This is a genomic window from Paenibacillus sp. FSL R5-0701, from assembly GCF_037973995.1.
Taxonomy (GTDB): Bacteria; Bacillota; Bacilli; order Paenibacillales; family Paenibacillaceae; genus Paenibacillus.
Genome location: NZ_CP150230.1, coordinates 6,217,187 through 6,231,815, shown reverse-complemented (window position 1 = coordinate 6,231,815; position 14,629 = coordinate 6,217,187). Strand labels below are relative to the sequence as shown.

Annotated in this window: 24 protein-coding genes; all 24 read left to right on the top strand. The window is 44.9% G+C overall.

Annotated features, from left to right (window positions below; all coding sequences use genetic code 11):
- The 24 genes from fusA to secY all read left to right on the top strand — a co-directional run bounded on the left by fusA (nucleotide 1) and on the right by secY (nucleotide 14,544).
- Nucleotides 1-2,079, top strand: coding sequence for an elongation factor G (fusA, locus tag MKZ13_RS27525; protein WP_076216857.1), 2,079 nt, complete (start codon nucleotides 1-3; stop codon nucleotides 2,077-2,079).
- A 95-nt stretch (nucleotides 2,080-2,174) separates the two neighbouring features.
- A complete protein-coding gene (gene tuf / locus MKZ13_RS27520; RefSeq protein ID WP_017692073.1) occupies nucleotides 2,175-3,365 on the top strand; it encodes an elongation factor Tu in 1,191 nt (396 codons plus the stop codon).
- Between the two features lie 436 nt (nucleotides 3,366-3,801).
- Nucleotides 3,802-4,110, top strand: a complete 309-nt coding sequence (rpsJ, locus tag MKZ13_RS27515; RefSeq protein ID WP_017692074.1) for a 30S ribosomal protein S10 — start codon at nucleotides 3,802-3,804, stop codon at nucleotides 4,108-4,110.
- Between the two features lie 46 nt (nucleotides 4,111-4,156).
- Nucleotides 4,157-4,780 (top strand): 50S ribosomal protein L3, encoded by a 624-nt coding sequence (gene rplC / locus MKZ13_RS27510; RefSeq protein ID WP_017692075.1) that lies wholly within the window; start codon nucleotides 4,157-4,159, stop codon nucleotides 4,778-4,780.
- A gap of 25 nt (nucleotides 4,781-4,805) precedes the next feature.
- Nucleotides 4,806-5,429 (top strand): 50S ribosomal protein L4, encoded by a 624-nt coding sequence (gene rplD / locus MKZ13_RS27505; RefSeq protein ID WP_017692076.1) that lies wholly within the window; start codon nucleotides 4,806-4,808, stop codon nucleotides 5,427-5,429.
- Nucleotides 5,429-5,719, top strand: a complete 291-nt coding sequence (rplW, locus tag MKZ13_RS27500) for a 50S ribosomal protein L23 (RefSeq protein WP_017692077.1) — start codon at nucleotides 5,429-5,431, stop codon at nucleotides 5,717-5,719. Before rplD ends, rplW begins: the two co-directional genes overlap by 1 nt.
- A 30-nt stretch (nucleotides 5,720-5,749) precedes the next feature.
- On the top strand, nucleotides 5,750-6,580 hold the full coding sequence (gene rplB, locus MKZ13_RS27495; protein WP_017692078.1) for a 50S ribosomal protein L2: 831 nt from the start codon (nucleotides 5,750-5,752) through the stop codon (nucleotides 6,578-6,580).
- A 71-nt stretch (nucleotides 6,581-6,651) separates the two neighbouring features.
- The gene (rpsS, locus tag MKZ13_RS27490) at nucleotides 6,652-6,930 is read left to right on the top strand and encodes a 30S ribosomal protein S19 (protein ID WP_062836183.1); all 279 of its coding nucleotides are present in this window, start codon (nucleotides 6,652-6,654) and stop codon (nucleotides 6,928-6,930) included.
- A 35-nt stretch (nucleotides 6,931-6,965) separates the two neighbouring features.
- Complete coding sequence (gene rplV / locus MKZ13_RS27485; RefSeq protein ID WP_024633583.1) at nucleotides 6,966-7,298, top strand: 50S ribosomal protein L22; 333 nt, start codon at nucleotides 6,966-6,968, stop codon at nucleotides 7,296-7,298.
- A gap of 15 nt (nucleotides 7,299-7,313) precedes the next feature.
- On the top strand, nucleotides 7,314-7,979 hold the full coding sequence (rpsC, locus tag MKZ13_RS27480; protein WP_076216858.1) for a 30S ribosomal protein S3: 666 nt from the start codon (nucleotides 7,314-7,316) through the stop codon (nucleotides 7,977-7,979).
- Nucleotides 7,980-7,981: 2 nt separating this feature from the next.
- Entirely contained in the window at nucleotides 7,982-8,416 is a 435-nt protein-coding gene (gene rplP, locus MKZ13_RS27475) for a 50S ribosomal protein L16 (RefSeq protein ID WP_017692082.1), read from the top strand.
- On the top strand, nucleotides 8,406-8,603 hold the full coding sequence (rpmC, locus tag MKZ13_RS27470; protein ID WP_017692083.1) for a 50S ribosomal protein L29: 198 nt from the start codon (nucleotides 8,406-8,408) through the stop codon (nucleotides 8,601-8,603). Before rplP ends, rpmC begins: the two co-directional genes overlap by 11 nt.
- A 48-nt stretch (nucleotides 8,604-8,651) precedes the next feature.
- Nucleotides 8,652-8,918 (top strand): 30S ribosomal protein S17, encoded by a 267-nt coding sequence (gene rpsQ / locus MKZ13_RS27465; RefSeq protein WP_017692084.1) that lies wholly within the window; start codon nucleotides 8,652-8,654, stop codon nucleotides 8,916-8,918.
- A 34-nt stretch (nucleotides 8,919-8,952) separates the two neighbouring features.
- The gene (rplN, locus tag MKZ13_RS27460; RefSeq protein WP_017692085.1) at nucleotides 8,953-9,321 is read left to right on the top strand and encodes a 50S ribosomal protein L14; all 369 of its coding nucleotides are present in this window, start codon (nucleotides 8,953-8,955) and stop codon (nucleotides 9,319-9,321) included.
- Nucleotides 9,322-9,360: 39 nt separating this feature from the next.
- Nucleotides 9,361-9,714 carry a 50S ribosomal protein L24 gene (gene rplX / locus MKZ13_RS27455; protein ID WP_017692086.1) on the top strand — a complete coding sequence of 118 codons (354 nt, stop codon included), beginning with the start codon at nucleotides 9,361-9,363 and terminating at the stop codon, nucleotides 9,712-9,714.
- Nucleotides 9,715-9,746: 32 nt separating this feature from the next.
- Nucleotides 9,747-10,289 carry a 50S ribosomal protein L5 gene (rplE, locus tag MKZ13_RS27450; RefSeq protein ID WP_221825249.1) on the top strand — a complete coding sequence of 181 codons (543 nt, stop codon included), beginning with the start codon at nucleotides 9,747-9,749 and terminating at the stop codon, nucleotides 10,287-10,289.
- 73 nt (nucleotides 10,290-10,362) lie between these two features.
- A complete protein-coding gene (locus tag MKZ13_RS27445; protein ID WP_013312154.1) occupies nucleotides 10,363-10,548 on the top strand; it encodes a type Z 30S ribosomal protein S14 in 186 nt (61 codons plus the stop codon).
- Between the two features lie 32 nt (nucleotides 10,549-10,580).
- Complete coding sequence (gene rpsH, locus MKZ13_RS27440; protein WP_017692088.1) at nucleotides 10,581-10,979, top strand: 30S ribosomal protein S8; 399 nt, start codon at nucleotides 10,581-10,583, stop codon at nucleotides 10,977-10,979.
- Between the two features lie 30 nt (nucleotides 10,980-11,009).
- A complete protein-coding gene (gene rplF, locus MKZ13_RS27435) occupies nucleotides 11,010-11,552 on the top strand; it encodes a 50S ribosomal protein L6 (RefSeq protein ID WP_017692089.1) in 543 nt (180 codons plus the stop codon).
- 117 nt (nucleotides 11,553-11,669) lie between these two features.
- Nucleotides 11,670-12,038, top strand: coding sequence for a 50S ribosomal protein L18 (gene rplR, locus MKZ13_RS27430; protein ID WP_017692090.1), 369 nt, complete (start codon nucleotides 11,670-11,672; stop codon nucleotides 12,036-12,038).
- Nucleotides 12,039-12,065: 27 nt separating this feature from the next.
- Complete coding sequence (rpsE, locus tag MKZ13_RS27425) at nucleotides 12,066-12,563, top strand: 30S ribosomal protein S5 (RefSeq protein ID WP_017692091.1); 498 nt, start codon at nucleotides 12,066-12,068, stop codon at nucleotides 12,561-12,563.
- Nucleotides 12,564-12,576: 13 nt separating this feature from the next.
- Nucleotides 12,577-12,762 carry a 50S ribosomal protein L30 gene (gene rpmD, locus MKZ13_RS27420; RefSeq protein WP_017692092.1) on the top strand — a complete coding sequence of 62 codons (186 nt, stop codon included), beginning with the start codon at nucleotides 12,577-12,579 and terminating at the stop codon, nucleotides 12,760-12,762.
- Between the two features lie 43 nt (nucleotides 12,763-12,805).
- Nucleotides 12,806-13,246: a 50S ribosomal protein L15 gene (rplO, locus tag MKZ13_RS27415; protein WP_017692093.1), complete on the top strand. Its 441-nt coding sequence runs from the start codon at nucleotides 12,806-12,808 to the stop codon at nucleotides 13,244-13,246.
- A complete protein-coding gene (gene secY, locus MKZ13_RS27410; protein WP_076216860.1) occupies nucleotides 13,246-14,544 on the top strand; it encodes a preprotein translocase subunit SecY in 1,299 nt (432 codons plus the stop codon). Before rplO ends, secY begins: the two co-directional genes overlap by 1 nt.
- The last annotated feature ends 85 nt before the right edge of the window (nucleotides 14,545-14,629 follow it).

Here is a 14,629-nt window from a genome sequence, read left to right as displayed (position 1 = left end):
ATGGCTAGAGAGTTCTCCTTAAAAAATACACGTAATATCGGGATCATGGCTCATATTGATGCGGGTAAAACCACGACAACTGAGCGGATCCTGTTTTACACAGGACGTACGCACAAAATCGGTGAAGTACACGAAGGCGCTGCGACAATGGACTGGATGGAACAGGAACAGGAGCGCGGAATTACGATTACTTCCGCTGCAACTACCGCTGCTTGGAAAGGCCACCGCGTTAATATTATTGATACCCCGGGACACGTTGACTTCACTGTTGAAGTTGAACGTTCCCTTCGTGTATTGGACGGAGCAGTTGGTGTATTCAGTGCGAAAGAAGGCGTTGAGCCTCAGTCGGAAACCGTATGGAGACAGGCTGACAAGTACGGCGTACCTCGTATCGCATATGTAAATAAAATGGATATCATCGGTGCTGACTTCCTGAACGTTGTATCTGACATGCGTGATCGCCTTCAAGCGAACGCTGTTGCGATTCAACTTCCAATCGGCGCTGAAAATGATTTCACTGGTATCATCGATATCGTTGCACAAAGAGCTCATATGTACAAAGATGATCTTGGTCAAGATATCGAAGAAACCGACATTCCTGCAGAATTTGCAGATCAAGTTGAAGAACTTCGCAACGAGTTGATTGAGCGCGTTGCTGAACTGGATGAAGATTTGACAATGAAATACCTGGAAGGCGAAGAGATCACAATTGATGAGATCAAAGCCGTACTCCGTAAAGGTGTTGTAGATGTTAAGATCTTCCCGGTTATCTGTGGATCCTCGTATCGTAACAAAGGTGTTCAACTGATGTTGGATGCTGTTATCGATTACTTGCCAGCTCCAACAGATGTTCCATCGATCACTGGACATCTTGAAGATGGAACTGAAGCAGTCCGTCAGTCATCCGATGAAGAGCCTTTCTCCGCATTGGCATTCAAAATCATGACGGACCCTTACGTTGGTAAATTGACATTCTTCCGCGTATACTCTGGTGTTCTTCAATCCGGATCATATGTATTGAATGCCACTAAAAACAAACGTGAGCGTATCGGTCGTATCCTTCAAATGCATGCGAACAGCCGTCAAGAAATCACTGTAGTTTACTCCGGTGATATTGCAGCTGCCGTAGGTTTGAAAGATACGGGTACAGGTGATACACTATGTGATGAGAAAAATCCGGTTATCCTGGAGTCAATGAACTTCCCTGATCCGGTTATCGAAATCGCCGTTGAACCTAAAACCAAAGCTGACCAAGATAAAATGGGTGTTGCTCTCGGTAAGTTGACTGAAGAGGATCCAACTCTTCGTGCTCATACTGACGAAGAAACAGGCCAAACAATCTTGGCAGGTATGGGTGAGCTTCACCTTGATATCATCATCGACCGTATGCGTCGTGAGTTCAAGGTTGAAACTACTGTGGGTAAACCACAAGTAGCTTACCGTGAAACATTCCGTGCTCCAGCGCGCGTTGAAGGTAAATTCGTACGTCAATCCGGTGGTCGTGGTCAATACGGTCACGTATGGGTTGAATTCGAACCTCTCGAGCCGGGTACAGGCAGCCAGTTCGAAAGTAAGGTTGTCGGTGGTTCCGTGCCAAGAGAATACATTCAACCTGCACTGTCAGGGATTGAAGAGCAAATGAAAAACGGCGTTATTGCAGGCTTCCCGCTTGTTGACGTTAAGGCTACAATCGTAGACGGATCTTACCATGATGTCGATTCCAATGAGATGGCATTTAAAATTGCCGGATCTATGGCGCTTAAAGCGGCTAAAGACAAGTGTAAACCAGTTCTGCTTGAGCCTATCATGAAAGTAGAAGTAACTGTTCCAGAAGAGTACATGGGTGACGTAATGGGTATGTTGAACTCCCGTCGTGGCCGCATTGAAGGTATGGATTCCCGTAGCGGAGCTCAAATCATTCGTGCTAAGGTGCCTCTGTCTGAAATGTTTGGTTACTCTACAACTCTTCGTTCCGGTACTCAAGGACGCGGCGTATTCTCCATGGAACTCTCTCACTATGAAGAAGTTCCTAAGAGCATCGCTGAAGAAATCGTTGCCAAAACAAAAGGCACCGAGTAGTTTTCTCACACTGGATGCAAGTGCATAAGAATTTAATTCGGAGCACTTCATTCAGTGAAAACATAAAATTATAATTTTAAGGAGGCCACGTTCAAATGGCAAAGGCTAAATACGAACGTAATAAACCCCACGTTAACATCGGTACTATTGGTCACGTCGATCACGGTAAAACAACTCTGACTGCTGCAATCACAACTGTATTGTCCAAAACTTACGGTGGTGCTGCAATTGCATTCGACCAAATCGACAAAGCTCCAGAAGAGCGCGAACGCGGTATCACAATCTCCACATCACACGTTGAGTACGAAACTGACACTCGTCACTACGCTCACGTTGACTGCCCAGGTCACGCCGACTATGTTAAAAACATGATCACTGGCGCGGCTCAAATGGATGGAGCTATCTTGGTAGTATCCGCAGCAGACGGCCCAATGCCACAAACTCGTGAGCACATCTTGCTCTCCCGTCAAGTAGGCGTACCTTACATTGTTGTATTCTTGAACAAATGTGACATGGTTGAAGACGAAGAGTTGTTGGAATTGGTTGAGATGGAAGTTCGCGACCTTCTTAACGAATATGAGTTCCCAGGTGACGATACTCCAATCACTCGTGGATCCGCTCGTGAAGCTCTGGCAAACCCAGATGGCGAATGGGCTCAAAAAATCGTTGAGATGTTCAAAGAGATCGACACTTACATCCCACTGCCTGAGCGTCAAACTGACAAGCCTTTCTTGATGCCTGTCGAGGACGTATTCTCCATCACTGGTCGTGGTACTGTTGCTACTGGCCGTGTAGAGCGTGGTACTGTTAAAGTCGGCGAAGAGATCGAAATCGTTGGTATCACTGAAGAAACTAAAAAATCCGTTGTAACAGGCGTTGAGATGTTCCGTAAATTGTTGGATTCCGCTCAAGCGGGAGACAACATCGGCGCATTGTTGCGTGGTGTTGACCGTACTCAAATCGAGCGTGGTCAAGTACTTGCAAAACCAGGTTCTGTTAAGCCACACACAGAATTCACAGCTCAAATCTACGTTCTGACTAAAGAAGAGGGCGGACGTCACAAACCATTCTTCACTGGTTACCGTCCACAGTTCTACTTCCGTACAACTGACGTAACAGGCATCATCAACTTGCCTGAAGGTACTGAAATGGTAATGCCTGGTGATAACATCACTGTTACTGTTTCCCTGATCTCCCCAATCGCGATTGAAGAAGGAACTAAATTCTCCATTCGTGAAGGCGGACGTACAGTAGGTGCCGGTTCCGTAGCATCTATCCAAAAATAATTTGGCTTAACGCTGAATAAAGCATATGTAACAGTGTACTGGAACGAGTAACATTGTATTGTAACGAAGCTTCGGAAGAGTTCTTTATCCGACATCGGATAGAGAACTCTTTTATTATGTTTAAAGTTCGGAACCTGCGTCATACGAAATGAACATCATTTACGAGTTTAGAAGGATTGGCAAGGCAGCCTGGATATTGAAGATTAACACTGCAATAAACGAAGTCATTTCATCAGAAAAGATAAGTTTAAATGTTTTTCTTAAATATGCTTGCAATACGCCTATCTTTTCTATATAATAATGAATGTTGTTCTGTGACGTTGCGATGATGTGAGAGGTTACTGGCACACCCGGCCCCTTTGCCATGGGAGAGTGGCTAGAAAATTTTCACGGAGTATGTCCGATAAAAAATTGGGCGATAGAAGGAGGGACTAAAATGGCAAAGCAAAAAATTCGTATTCGTTTGAAAGCTTACGACCACAGAATTCTTGATCAATCCGCGGAGAAAATTGTTGAAACAGCAAAACGTTCGGGTGCTGGTGTATCCGGTCCGATTCCGCTTCCTACTGAAAAACAAATCATTACTATTCTTCGTGCGGTGCACAAGTACAAGGATTCTCGGGAACAATTCGAACAACGTACACATAAACGTTTGATCGACATCGTTAACCCGACTCCACAAACTGTGGATGCCTTGATGCGCTTGGATCTGCCGTCCGGTGTAGATATCGAAATTAAATTGTAATATAAGCTACAACAAAGACCATGTATAAAGGAAAAGAGGTGTCAACATGAAAGCAATCTTAGGAAAAAAACTCGGAATGACTCAAGTATTTACTCCTGAAGGTAACGTCGTTCCAGTAACGGTTATCGAAGCAGGCCCTTGTGTTGTTTTGCAAAAGAAAGACATTGAGAACGATGGCTACGAAGCAATTCAAATCGGTTACTCCGATAAGAAAGAGAAAAATGCTAACAAGCCAGAAGCAGGTCACGCTAAAAAAGCGAACACTGCCCCTAAGCGCTACGTTCGTGAAGTTCGCGGTATCAACATCGCAGAATATGAAGTTGGCCAAGAACTGAAAGCTGACATTTTCGCTGAAGGCGAATTCGTTGACGTAACGGGTATTTCTAAAGGTAAAGGTTTTGCCGGCGTTATCAAACGTTGGGGACAAAGCACTGGACCTATGTCACACGGTTCGCGTTACCACCGTGGCCCTGGTTCAATGGGTTCGATCCAAGCTAACCGCGTTCCTAAAGGCAAACGCCTGCCAGGACACATGGGACATGATACTATTACAATCCAACGTCTTGAAGTAGTTAAAGTAGACGCTGAACGTAACGTGTTGCTCGTGAAAGGTTCCATTCCTGGACCGAAAAACAGTCTCATCAGAGTTAAAGAAACGGTGAAAAAATAACCACTGAAGAAAGGAGGAACACAAAATGCCAAAAGTATCAGTTTACAATGTAGATGGTAGCCAAGTAGGTGAAGTTGAATTGAACGATGCGGTTTTCGGAATTGAGCCGAATCAACACGTTCTGTACGATGCAGTTCTTATGCAACGCGCTTCCCTTCGTCAAGGTACCCACAAAGTAAAAGGACGTTCTGAAGTACGTGGCGGTGGACGTAAGCCTTGGAAACAAAAAGGTACAGGTCGCGCTCGTCAAGGTTCAATTCGTTCACCACAATGGAAAGGCGGCGGTATCGTATTTGGTCCAACACCACGGAGCTATGCGTATAAACTGCCTAAGAAAGTTCGCCGCTTGGCGATCAAATCAGCCCTTTCATCTAAAGTGCTTGACAATGACATTATCGTTTTGGACGCTCTCACGTTGAGCACGCCTAAAACTAAAGAATTCGCAGCCATCTTGAGTAACCTCAAAGTGGGACGTAAAGCTTTGATCGTAGCTCCTAGCTATGATGATAATGTAGCTCTTTCCGCACGGAATATTCCAGGCGTGAAATTCGTAGCTGCTGACGGCATTAATGTTCTTGACGTGCTTTCGCACGACAAATTGATCATTACGAAAGAAGCAGTTCAGAAGGTAGAGGAGGTGCTCGCGTAATGAAGGATCCTCGTGATATTGTAAAACGTCCGATTATTACGGAACGTACTGCTGACATGATGAACGACTTGAAATATGTATTTGAAGTCGATATCCGTGCAAACAAAACCGAGATCAAAAAGGCAGTAGAAGCTATTTTCAATGTAAAAGTGAAAAACGTGAACACGCTTCGTGTTCCAGCTAAGCCGAAACGGTACGGACGTTATTCCGGATATACTAGCGAATGGAAAAAAGCGTTTGTAACACTGACAAAAGACAGCAAAACGCTTGAGTTCTTTGAAACTGTATAATTGAATTTTTGAAGTAAGGAGGGAAACCTAGTGCCAATCAAAAAGTATAAACCAACATCCCCGGCAAGACGGAACATGTCCGTTTCTACATTTGAGGAAATCACCACAAATCAGCCGGAGAAATCGTTGTTGGCCCCGTTGAGCAAACAAGCAGGCCGCAACAACCAAGGTAAAATTACAGTTCGTCACCATGGTGGTGGACACAAACGTAAATACCGTATCATTGACTTCAAACGTACTAAAGATGGAATACCGGGCCGCGTTGCTACGATTGAGTATGACCCGAACCGTACATCCAACATCGCTTTGATTCACTATGCTGATGGTGAGAAACGTTACATCATCGCTCCTAAAGGTTTGAAAGTTGGAGATCAAGTATTCTCCGGACCTGAATCAGACATCAAAATCGGTAACGCACTGCCACTCGAAAACATTCCAGTAGGTACCGTTATCCACAACATCGAGTTGAAACCAGGTAAAGGCGGACAATTGGTTCGTGCTGCTGGTACAGAAGCTCAATTGCTTGGTAAAGAAGAAAAATACGTTTCCGTTCGTCTCTCTTCCGGAGAAGTTCGTCGTATTTTGAAAGTTTGCCGCGCGACAATCGGATCTGTTGGTAACCAAGACCACGAGCTCATCAAAATCGGTAAAGCCGGTCGTAGCCGTTGGTTGGGTAAACGTCCTGAGGTTCGTGGTGTAGTAATGAACCCTAACGATCACCCACACGGTGGTGGTGAAGGTCGTGCTCCAATCGGACGTAAATCGCCAATGTCACCATGGGGTAAACCTACTCTTGGTTACAAAACGCGTAAGAAAAATAAAGCTTCTGATAAATACATCATTCGCCGCCGCACGAAGTAATACACACTGTGCATAACTTCGTGAGGCATCTGCGGATGCATAATAGCTACGTTTGAAGGGAGGATCTCCACATGGGTCGCAGTTTGAAAAAAGGGCCATTCATTGATGGCTACATGCTCAAAAAGGTAGAAGAGATGGAAGCTTCAGGTAAGAAGAACGTAATCAAAACCTGGTCCCGTCGTTCTACAATTTTCCCACAATTCATCGGTCACACATTTGGCGTTTACGATGGTCGTAAACACGTGCCAGTGTATGTAACTGAGGACATGGTCGGACACAAACTGGGTGAGTTCGCTCCAACCCGTACGTACAAAGGCCATACTGATGATGATAAGAAAACAAGAAGATAAATGAACATCTTTAATGTTTGAGAGGAGGTTACACAATGGAAGCAAAAGCACATGCTAAGTTTATCCGGATTGCTCCTCGTAAAGTTCAACTCGTTGTTGACTTGATTCGCGGCAAGCAAGTAGGTGAGGCGGTTGCCATTCTCCGTCACACTCCGAAATCCGCTTCTCCAATCGTTGAGAAGTTGCTTAACTCCGCTATTGCGAATGCGGAACATAACTATTCTTTGGATGTTAACAACTTGGTTATCTCGCAAGCTTACGTGAACCAAGGACCGACAATGAAACGTTTCCGCCCTCGTGCAATGGGACGTGCAAGTCGTATTAACAAACGTACTAGCCACATTACTTTGGTGGTATCTGAGAAGTAGAAGGAGGGGAAATGTGTGGGCCAAAAGGTAAATCCAGTCGGACTCCGTGTCGGAATTATCCGTGACTGGGAATCTAAGTGGTATGCAGGCAAAGACTTCGGTGATCTTTTGATGGAAGACGTGAGAATTCGTGAATTCCTGAAAAATAAATTGAAAGACTCCGCTTTATCTCGTGTAGAAATTGAGAGAGCGGCTAACCGCGTAAACGTAACGATTCACACTGCTAAACCAGGTATGGTTATTGGTAAGGGTGGTTCGGAAGTTGAAAATCTTCGTAACCAAATTACGAAAATTGCTGGCGGTAAAAAAGTACACATCAACATTTCTGAAATTAAGAACCAAGACTTGGACGCTGTTCTTGTAGCTGAAAGCATTGCACAACAATTGGAACGTCGTGTTTCTTTCCGTCGTGCTCTGAAACAAGCAATTCAAAGAACTATGCGCTCTGGTGCTAAAGGTATCAAAACTCAAGTAGGCGGACGTCTTGGCGGTGCTGAGATCGCACGTTCTGAAGGCTACAGCGAAGGAACTGTTCCACTGCACACACTGCGTGCTGACATTGACTATGGTACTGCAGAGGCTCATACTACTTACGGACGTATCGGCGTAAAAGTATGGATCTATCGTGGAGAGGTTCTTCCTACGGCTAAGAAACAAGCTGCTAAGGAAGGAGGCAACTAATCATGTTGGTACCAAAACGTGTAAAACACCGTAAGCAACAACGTGGACATATGAAAGGCCAAGCTAAAGGCGGAACGACTCTGAACTTTGGCGAATACGGTCTGCAAGCTACGGAACCGGCTTGGATTACGAACCGTCAGATCGAAGCGGCTCGTATTGCGATGACTCGTTACATCAAACGTGGTGGTAAAGTTTGGATCAAAATTTTCCCAGACAAACCAATCACTCAAAAGCCTCTCGAGGTTCGGATGGGTAGCGGTAAAGGTAACGTAGAAAAATGGGTTGCAGTAGTGAAACCAGGTAAGATCATGTTTGAACTTGCTGGTGTACCGGAGGAAATTGCACGCGAAGCAATGCGTCTTGCCGCTCACAAACTGCCAATCAAAACGAAGTTCGTGAAACGTGAAGAATTGGGTGGTGAAGCAAATGAAAGCTAGTGAATTTCGCAACCTAACCTCTGCTGAAATCGAGCAAAAGATTGCCGGATTTAAAGAAGAACTCTTTAACCTCCGCTTTCAATTAGCTACCGGTCAGCTGGATAACCCGACTCGCATCCGTGATGTGCGGAAAGAAATAGCTCGTGCTAAAACCATTATCCGTGAGAGAGAATTGGGAATCGGTTAATTAGGGATAGGATGGACAATCCGTCCGTAATCAGGAAGGAGGCCAACAATGAGCGAAGAACGTAACGCACGTAAAGTGCAAACTGGTAAAGTGGTCAGCGATAAAATGGACAAAACAATTGTTGTTGCTGTAGAAACTTACAAAAAACACAACTTGTACCATAAACGCATTAAGGTTACTAAAAAATTCAAAGCACATGACGAAGAAAACACTGCGAAAATCGGTGACACGGTGAAAATCATGGAGACTCGTCCGCTTTCGAAGGATAAACGCTGGAGACTTACTGAAATCGTAGAAAAAGCGGTTATCATCTAATGCTCAGCAGCACTGCTGAAAGGAGGAATACTAAATGATTCAACCATTTACACGTTTGACTGTGGCTGACAACTCCGGTGCGAAGGAACTGATGTGTATCCGCGTACTCGGCGGTACGGGACGTCGTACAGCTCAAATCGGTGATCTGATCGTTTGTTCTGTTAAACAAGCAACACCAGGCGGCGTTGTCAAAAAAGGTGATGTAGTTAGAGCGGTTGTCGTTCGTACGAAACGTTCTGTACGTCGTAAAGACGGTTCCTACATCGGTTTTGATGAAAATGCAGCGGTTGTTGTAAAAGACGACAGAAGCCCACGTGGAACACGTATTTTCGGACCAGTTGCTCGCGAACTTCGCGATAAAGACTTCATGAAAATCGTTTCCTTGGCTCCAGAAGTTATCTAAAGCTTAATCTCGTGATGTTAGAAACAGGAGGTGTACGAAATGCCAAGAGTGAAAAAAGTTCTGGAATCCCATAACAACAAACTTCACGTTAAAAAGGAAGATACGGTTATGGTGATCAGCGGTAAAGACAAAGGTAAAAAAGGCCGTGTCATCGCTGCTTATCCTCGTGAGAACCGCGTCCTTGTGGAAGGTGTTAACATGGTGAAAAAACACCAGAAGCCTAACCAGCAAAATCCGCAAGGCGGCATTATCGAGAAGGAAGCTCCGATTCACGTTTCCAACGTAATGCACATCGATCCGAAGAGCGGAAAAGTAACCCGTGTAGGTTACAAAGTTTTGGATAACGGTAAGAAAGTGCGCGTTGCTAAACGTTCCGGAGAAATTATCGACTAATTGAACCGAATGAGAAAGGAGGGCTATGATTCATGGCATCAAGAATGAAAGAACGTTACCTGCAAGAAATCGCTCCTGCTTTGATGCAGAAGTTTAACTATACAACGGTAATGCAAGTGCCGAAAATCGAGAAAATCGTTATCAACATGGGTGTGGGCGACGCTGTCCAAAACTCTAAAGTGTTGGATTCCGCAGTAAGCGATTTGCAACTGATCGCAGGTCAAAAACCTGTAATCACTCGTGCTAAAAAATCTATCGCAGGATTCAAACTGCGTGAGAATATGCCTATCGGTGTGAAAGTAACATTACGCGGTGAGCGTATGTACTTCTTCCTAGATAAATTGCTCAACGTAACGCTTCCTCGTGTCCGCGACTTCCGCGGTGTATCGAGTAAAGCTTTCGATGGACGTGGTAACTACACACTGGGTCTGAAAGAGCAACTGATCTTCCCAGAGATCGAGTATGATAAAGTTGATAAAGTCCGCGGTATGGATATTGTCATCGTAACAACGGCGAAAACAGACGAAGAGTCCCGCGAATTGCTCACGCAAATGGGAATGCCTTTCGTTAAGTAATGTTGGCATAACGTTTCCGGGTGTCTGGAAAGACTCCCTTTTCTCCGAAATTATTTAGGAGGTGTCAGGCTAAGTGGCAAAAACTTCGATGAAAGTTAAACAACAACGTACACCTAAGTTTAAAGTACGTGCATATACACGCTGTGAGCGTTGCGGACGTCCACATTCGGTCCTGCAAAAGTTCAAAATTTGCAGAATTTGTTTCCGTGAATTAGCTTATAAAGGCCAGATCCCTGGCGTGAAAAAAGCAAGCTGGTAAAAAGTCCTGAACGGGAAGGAGGTTAACTCACAATGACTATGTCTGATCCAATTGCAGATATGCTTACTCGTATTCGTAACGCGAACACTGTTCGTCACGAAACGGTAGAAATGCCTGCTTCGACAATGAAAAAACAAATCGCCGATATCCTGAAGCGTGAAGGTTTCATCCGTGACGCTGAAGTTATCGATGATAACAAACAAGGGATTATCCGTGTTTTCCTGAAATACGGTCAAAATAACGAGCGCGTTATCACTGGTCTGAAAAGAATCAGTAAACCTGGTCTTCGTGTTTACACGAAAAGCAACGAAGTACCTCGTGTACTTGGTGGCCTGGGAATCGCGATCATCTCGACATCTAAAGGTATCATGACGGACAAAGAAGCTCGTCAATCGAAATCCGGCGGAGAAGTCGTTTGCTACGTTTGGTAATATAACGTCACAAGATAGGAGGTGCAACATATGTCTCGTATTGGTCGCAAACCAATCACAGTACCAAGTGGTGTAGACATCACCCTGGACAACACCGTTATTACGGTAAAAGGACCTAAAGGAACTTTGACTCGTGAGCTTCATAAAGACATGAAGGTTACGGTTGAAAATAACGAAATCACAGTTGTGCGTCCTTCCGATAACAAAACTCACCGTTCTTTGCACGGCACAACGCGTAGCGTTGTAAACAATATGGTGAGCGGCGTTACTGAAGGATTCGCGAAATCTCTGGAATTGGTTGGGGTCGGATATCGTGCAAGCAAATCCGGAGATAAAATCGTTCTGAACGTTGGTTACTCTCACCCGGTTGAAATTACACCGGAAGCGGGAATTGAATTCGAAGTACCTTCGAATACAAAAATCATCGTTCGCGGAATTGACAAAGAGCGTGTAGGTGCTTACGCTGCTAAAATCCGTTCCGTACGTGAACCTGAGCCATACAAAGGTAAAGGTATTAAATATGAAGGCGAGCGTATCATCCGTAAGGAAGGTAAAGCCGGTAAGAAGAAATAAGATTTCTCTTACCGCCTTTGCGCGGCTTTCGGCTTGCTTGCTTCGTGTGTTTCTAATATACCCCGTGGCTTCTGCTTTGAAGCCAGCGAGGTAACCTGAAAGGAGTGAATCTTTGAGATGATTACGAAACCAGATAAAAATAAGGCTCGTCTGAAAAGACACCTTCGTGTTCGTAAGAAAATCCAAGGAACGGCAGCACGTCCTCGTTTGAACGTATTCCGTTCTGGTAAACATATGTATGCTCAAATCATCGATGATGTTGCTGGTGTAACAATCGCTTCCGCGTCTACCGTAGACAAAGAATTGAGCACTGACATCAAAAATGGTGCATCTGTTGAATCAGCTCGTAAAGTTGGCGAACTCGTTGCTAAACGTGCTAAAGACAAAGGTGTTTCCAACATCGTATTTGACCGTAGCGGATATCTGTACCATGGTCGTATCGCAGCATTGGCTGAAGCGGCTCGTGAAGCAGGACTTGAGTTTTAAGATATTTTTCAAAAGGAGGTTAACGACTTGCGTGTAGATCCGAATACTTTGGAACTGACTGAAAGAGTTGTAAATATTAATCGCGTAGCTAAAGTAGTAAAAGGCGGACGCCGTTTCAGCTTTAGCGCACTGGTTGTAGTCGGCGACGGCAACGGCTGGGTTGGAGCTGGTATCGGTAAAGCGGGCGAAGTACCTGATGCAATTCGCAAAGGTATTGAAGACGCTAAGAAAAACCTTGTACACGTTCCACTCGTAGGAACATCGATTCCTCACTTGGTAACAGGTAAGTTCGGCGCAGGACGCGTGCTGTTGAAACCAGCATCTGAAGGTACTGGTGTTATCGCTGGTGGTCCTGTACGTGCGGTTCTCGAACTTGCTGGTGTAGGTGACATTTTGACAAAATCTCTGGGTTCTTCGAATTCCATGAACATGGTCAATGCGACTTTGGAAGGTTTGTCCCGTTTGAAGCGTGCTGAAGACGTGGCTAAACTGCGCGGAAAATCCGTCGAAGAGCTTCTGGGTTAAGGAGGGAATTCTCATGGCTAAATTAGAAATTACCCTCGTCCGCAGCTTGATCGGACGTCCGGAGACGCAAAGAACAACTGTGAAAACATTGGGTTTGCGCAAAATCAATAGCAAAGTGGTACAAAACGATAATCCTGCCATCCGTGGTATGATTAACAAAGTAAGCCACTTGGTTGCTGTTAAAGAAGTAGAAGCTTAATAACGGGTTAATCCCACAAATCTTTAAGGAGGTGCAACGAACGATGAAGTTACATGAGCTTTCACCATCTCCTGGATCCCGCAAAGAACGTAAACGTCTTGGTCGCGGTCCAAGTAGTGGTACAGGTAAAACATCAGGTCGCGGTCACAAAGGACAAAATTCTCGTTCTGGCGGTGGAGTTCGTCCAGGCTTCGAAGGTGGACAAAATCCATTGTATCGTCGCTTGCCAAAACGTGGTTTTGTAAACCCAACTCGCAAAGAATATGCAGTTGTGAATACTGAAGACCTGAACAGTTTTGCTGCGGGTACTGAAGTAACTCCAGAATTCTTGATGACGAACGGCGTAGTTAAAAACGCTAAATCCGGAATCAAAATCCTGGGTAACGGTGATGTCACTGTGAAGCTGACTGTTAAAGCTAACAAGTTTTCTCAATCTGCTATTGAGAAAATTGAAGCTGCTGGCGGTACAACTGAGGTGATTTAATGTTCAAGACCCTAAAGAATATCTGGCGGGTTGAAGATCTGCGCAAAAGGGTATTATTTACCCTTTTTGTACTGATCATTTACCGCATCGGCTCCTTTGTCCCCGTGCCGGGAGTTAACAAAGATGTGTTCGAAGCGACAAATTCTGCGGGTAAAGAAGTTTTTGGACTTCTCAATACGTTCTCGGGTGGAGCGCTCTTCCAGTTCTCGATATTTGCGCTCGGGATCGTGCCTTACATCACTGCGTCTATCATAGTACAGTTGCTTTCCATGGACGTTATTCCTAAATTAGCGGAGTGGGCAAAGCAAGGTGAACAAGGTAAGAAGAAATCTGCACAGTTGACCCGTTATTTAACCATCGGGCTGGCATTGATTCAAGCGTTTGGTACGTCGATCGGATTCAACCGCTTGTACAATACAGAGATGGTGCCTAACGCTACATTTGCAGATTATATCTTGATCGCGATTGTACTTACGGCCGGTACTTCATTCCTGATGTGGCTTGGTGAGCAGATCACCGAGAAGGGCATAGGAAACGGGATTTCGATCTTGATCTTTGCGGGTATCCTATCTACGGTGCCTAACATTATCAAACAAACGGTCGAATCTGACTTCATTCAACCTGACCAACTGTTTATGAATATTCTTAAAGGTGTTATCATCGCAATTGTTATTGTGTTGATCATCATAGGGGTCATTTATATTCAGCAGGCGATTCGGAAGATTCCGGTACAGTACGCTAAACGTGTCGTAGGTAACAAAATGTACGGTGGACAGAATACACATATCCCGCTGAAAATTAATGCAGCAGGTGTTATCCCTGTCATCTTTGCTTCATCGCTGTTGATGTTCCCAACGATCATTGCCAACTTCTGGGCAGATCGCCTTTGGGCACAGTGGATCGGACAGAACCTGACTACACACAAACCTCTGGGTATGTTGCTGTATGTCGTGATGATCTTCGGTTTCACATTCTTCTATACTTTCGTACAGATGAATCCACAGCAGATGGCTGATAATATGAAAAAGAACGGCGGTTACATCCCAGGCATTCGCCCGGGTAAAGCAACCGAGAAATATCTGACCCGTGTCATGACTCGTTTGACAATGGCCGGAGCCATCTTCTTGGCAGTCATTTCCGTTCTGCCTGTATTCTTAGGGGCACTTTCTGGTTTGCCTCAATCTGCGCAAATTGGAGGAACATCCCTCCTGATCGTTATCGGTGTTGCGCTGGATACGATGAAGCAAATCGAAAGCCAATTGATCAAACGCCACTACAAAGGTTTTATCAATAAATAGGCAATAGGTACCGGTCGAGTGAAGATTTACTTGCCGGCACCTATTGTGCTGTTTGTTGATGTAGGGTAGTCTTGGAGGGAGTGAC

Bases quoted from the DNA above. Each gene is read 5' to 3' on its own strand.
- fusA (WP_076216857.1), top strand. From the start codon at position 1: ATGGCTAGAGAGTTCTCCTTAAAAAATACACGTAATATCGGGATCATG.
- tuf (WP_017692073.1), top strand. From the start codon at position 2,175: ATGGCAAAGGCTAAATACGAACGTAATAAACCCCACGTTAACATCGGT.
- rpsJ (WP_017692074.1), top strand. From the start codon at position 3,802: ATGGCAAAGCAAAAAATTCGTATTCGTTTGAAAGCTTACGACCACAGA.
- rplC (WP_017692075.1), top strand. From the start codon at position 4,157: ATGAAAGCAATCTTAGGAAAAAAACTCGGAATGACTCAAGTATTTACT.
- rplD (WP_017692076.1), top strand. From the start codon at position 4,806: ATGCCAAAAGTATCAGTTTACAATGTAGATGGTAGCCAAGTAGGTGAA.
- rplW (WP_017692077.1), top strand. From the start codon at position 5,429: ATGAAGGATCCTCGTGATATTGTAAAACGTCCGATTATTACGGAACGT.
- rpsS (WP_062836183.1), top strand. From the start codon at position 6,652: ATGGGTCGCAGTTTGAAAAAAGGGCCATTCATTGATGGCTACATGCTC.
- rplV (WP_024633583.1), top strand. From the start codon at position 6,966: ATGGAAGCAAAAGCACATGCTAAGTTTATCCGGATTGCTCCTCGTAAA.
- rplP (WP_017692082.1), top strand. From the start codon at position 7,982: ATGTTGGTACCAAAACGTGTAAAACACCGTAAGCAACAACGTGGACAT.
- rpmC (WP_017692083.1), top strand. From the start codon at position 8,406: ATGAAAGCTAGTGAATTTCGCAACCTAACCTCTGCTGAAATCGAGCAA.
- rpsQ (WP_017692084.1), top strand. From the start codon at position 8,652: ATGAGCGAAGAACGTAACGCACGTAAAGTGCAAACTGGTAAAGTGGTC.
- rplN (WP_017692085.1), top strand. From the start codon at position 8,953: ATGATTCAACCATTTACACGTTTGACTGTGGCTGACAACTCCGGTGCG.
- rplX (WP_017692086.1), top strand. From the start codon at position 9,361: ATGCCAAGAGTGAAAAAAGTTCTGGAATCCCATAACAACAAACTTCAC.
- rplE (WP_221825249.1), top strand. From the start codon at position 9,747: ATGGCATCAAGAATGAAAGAACGTTACCTGCAAGAAATCGCTCCTGCT.
- rpsH (WP_017692088.1), top strand. From the start codon at position 10,581: ATGACTATGTCTGATCCAATTGCAGATATGCTTACTCGTATTCGTAAC.
- rplF (WP_017692089.1), top strand. From the start codon at position 11,010: ATGTCTCGTATTGGTCGCAAACCAATCACAGTACCAAGTGGTGTAGAC.
- rplR (WP_017692090.1), top strand. From the start codon at position 11,670: ATGATTACGAAACCAGATAAAAATAAGGCTCGTCTGAAAAGACACCTT.
- rpmD (WP_017692092.1), top strand. From the start codon at position 12,577: ATGGCTAAATTAGAAATTACCCTCGTCCGCAGCTTGATCGGACGTCCG.
- rplO (WP_017692093.1), top strand. From the start codon at position 12,806: ATGAAGTTACATGAGCTTTCACCATCTCCTGGATCCCGCAAAGAACGT.
- secY (WP_076216860.1), top strand. From the start codon at position 13,246: ATGTTCAAGACCCTAAAGAATATCTGGCGGGTTGAAGATCTGCGCAAA.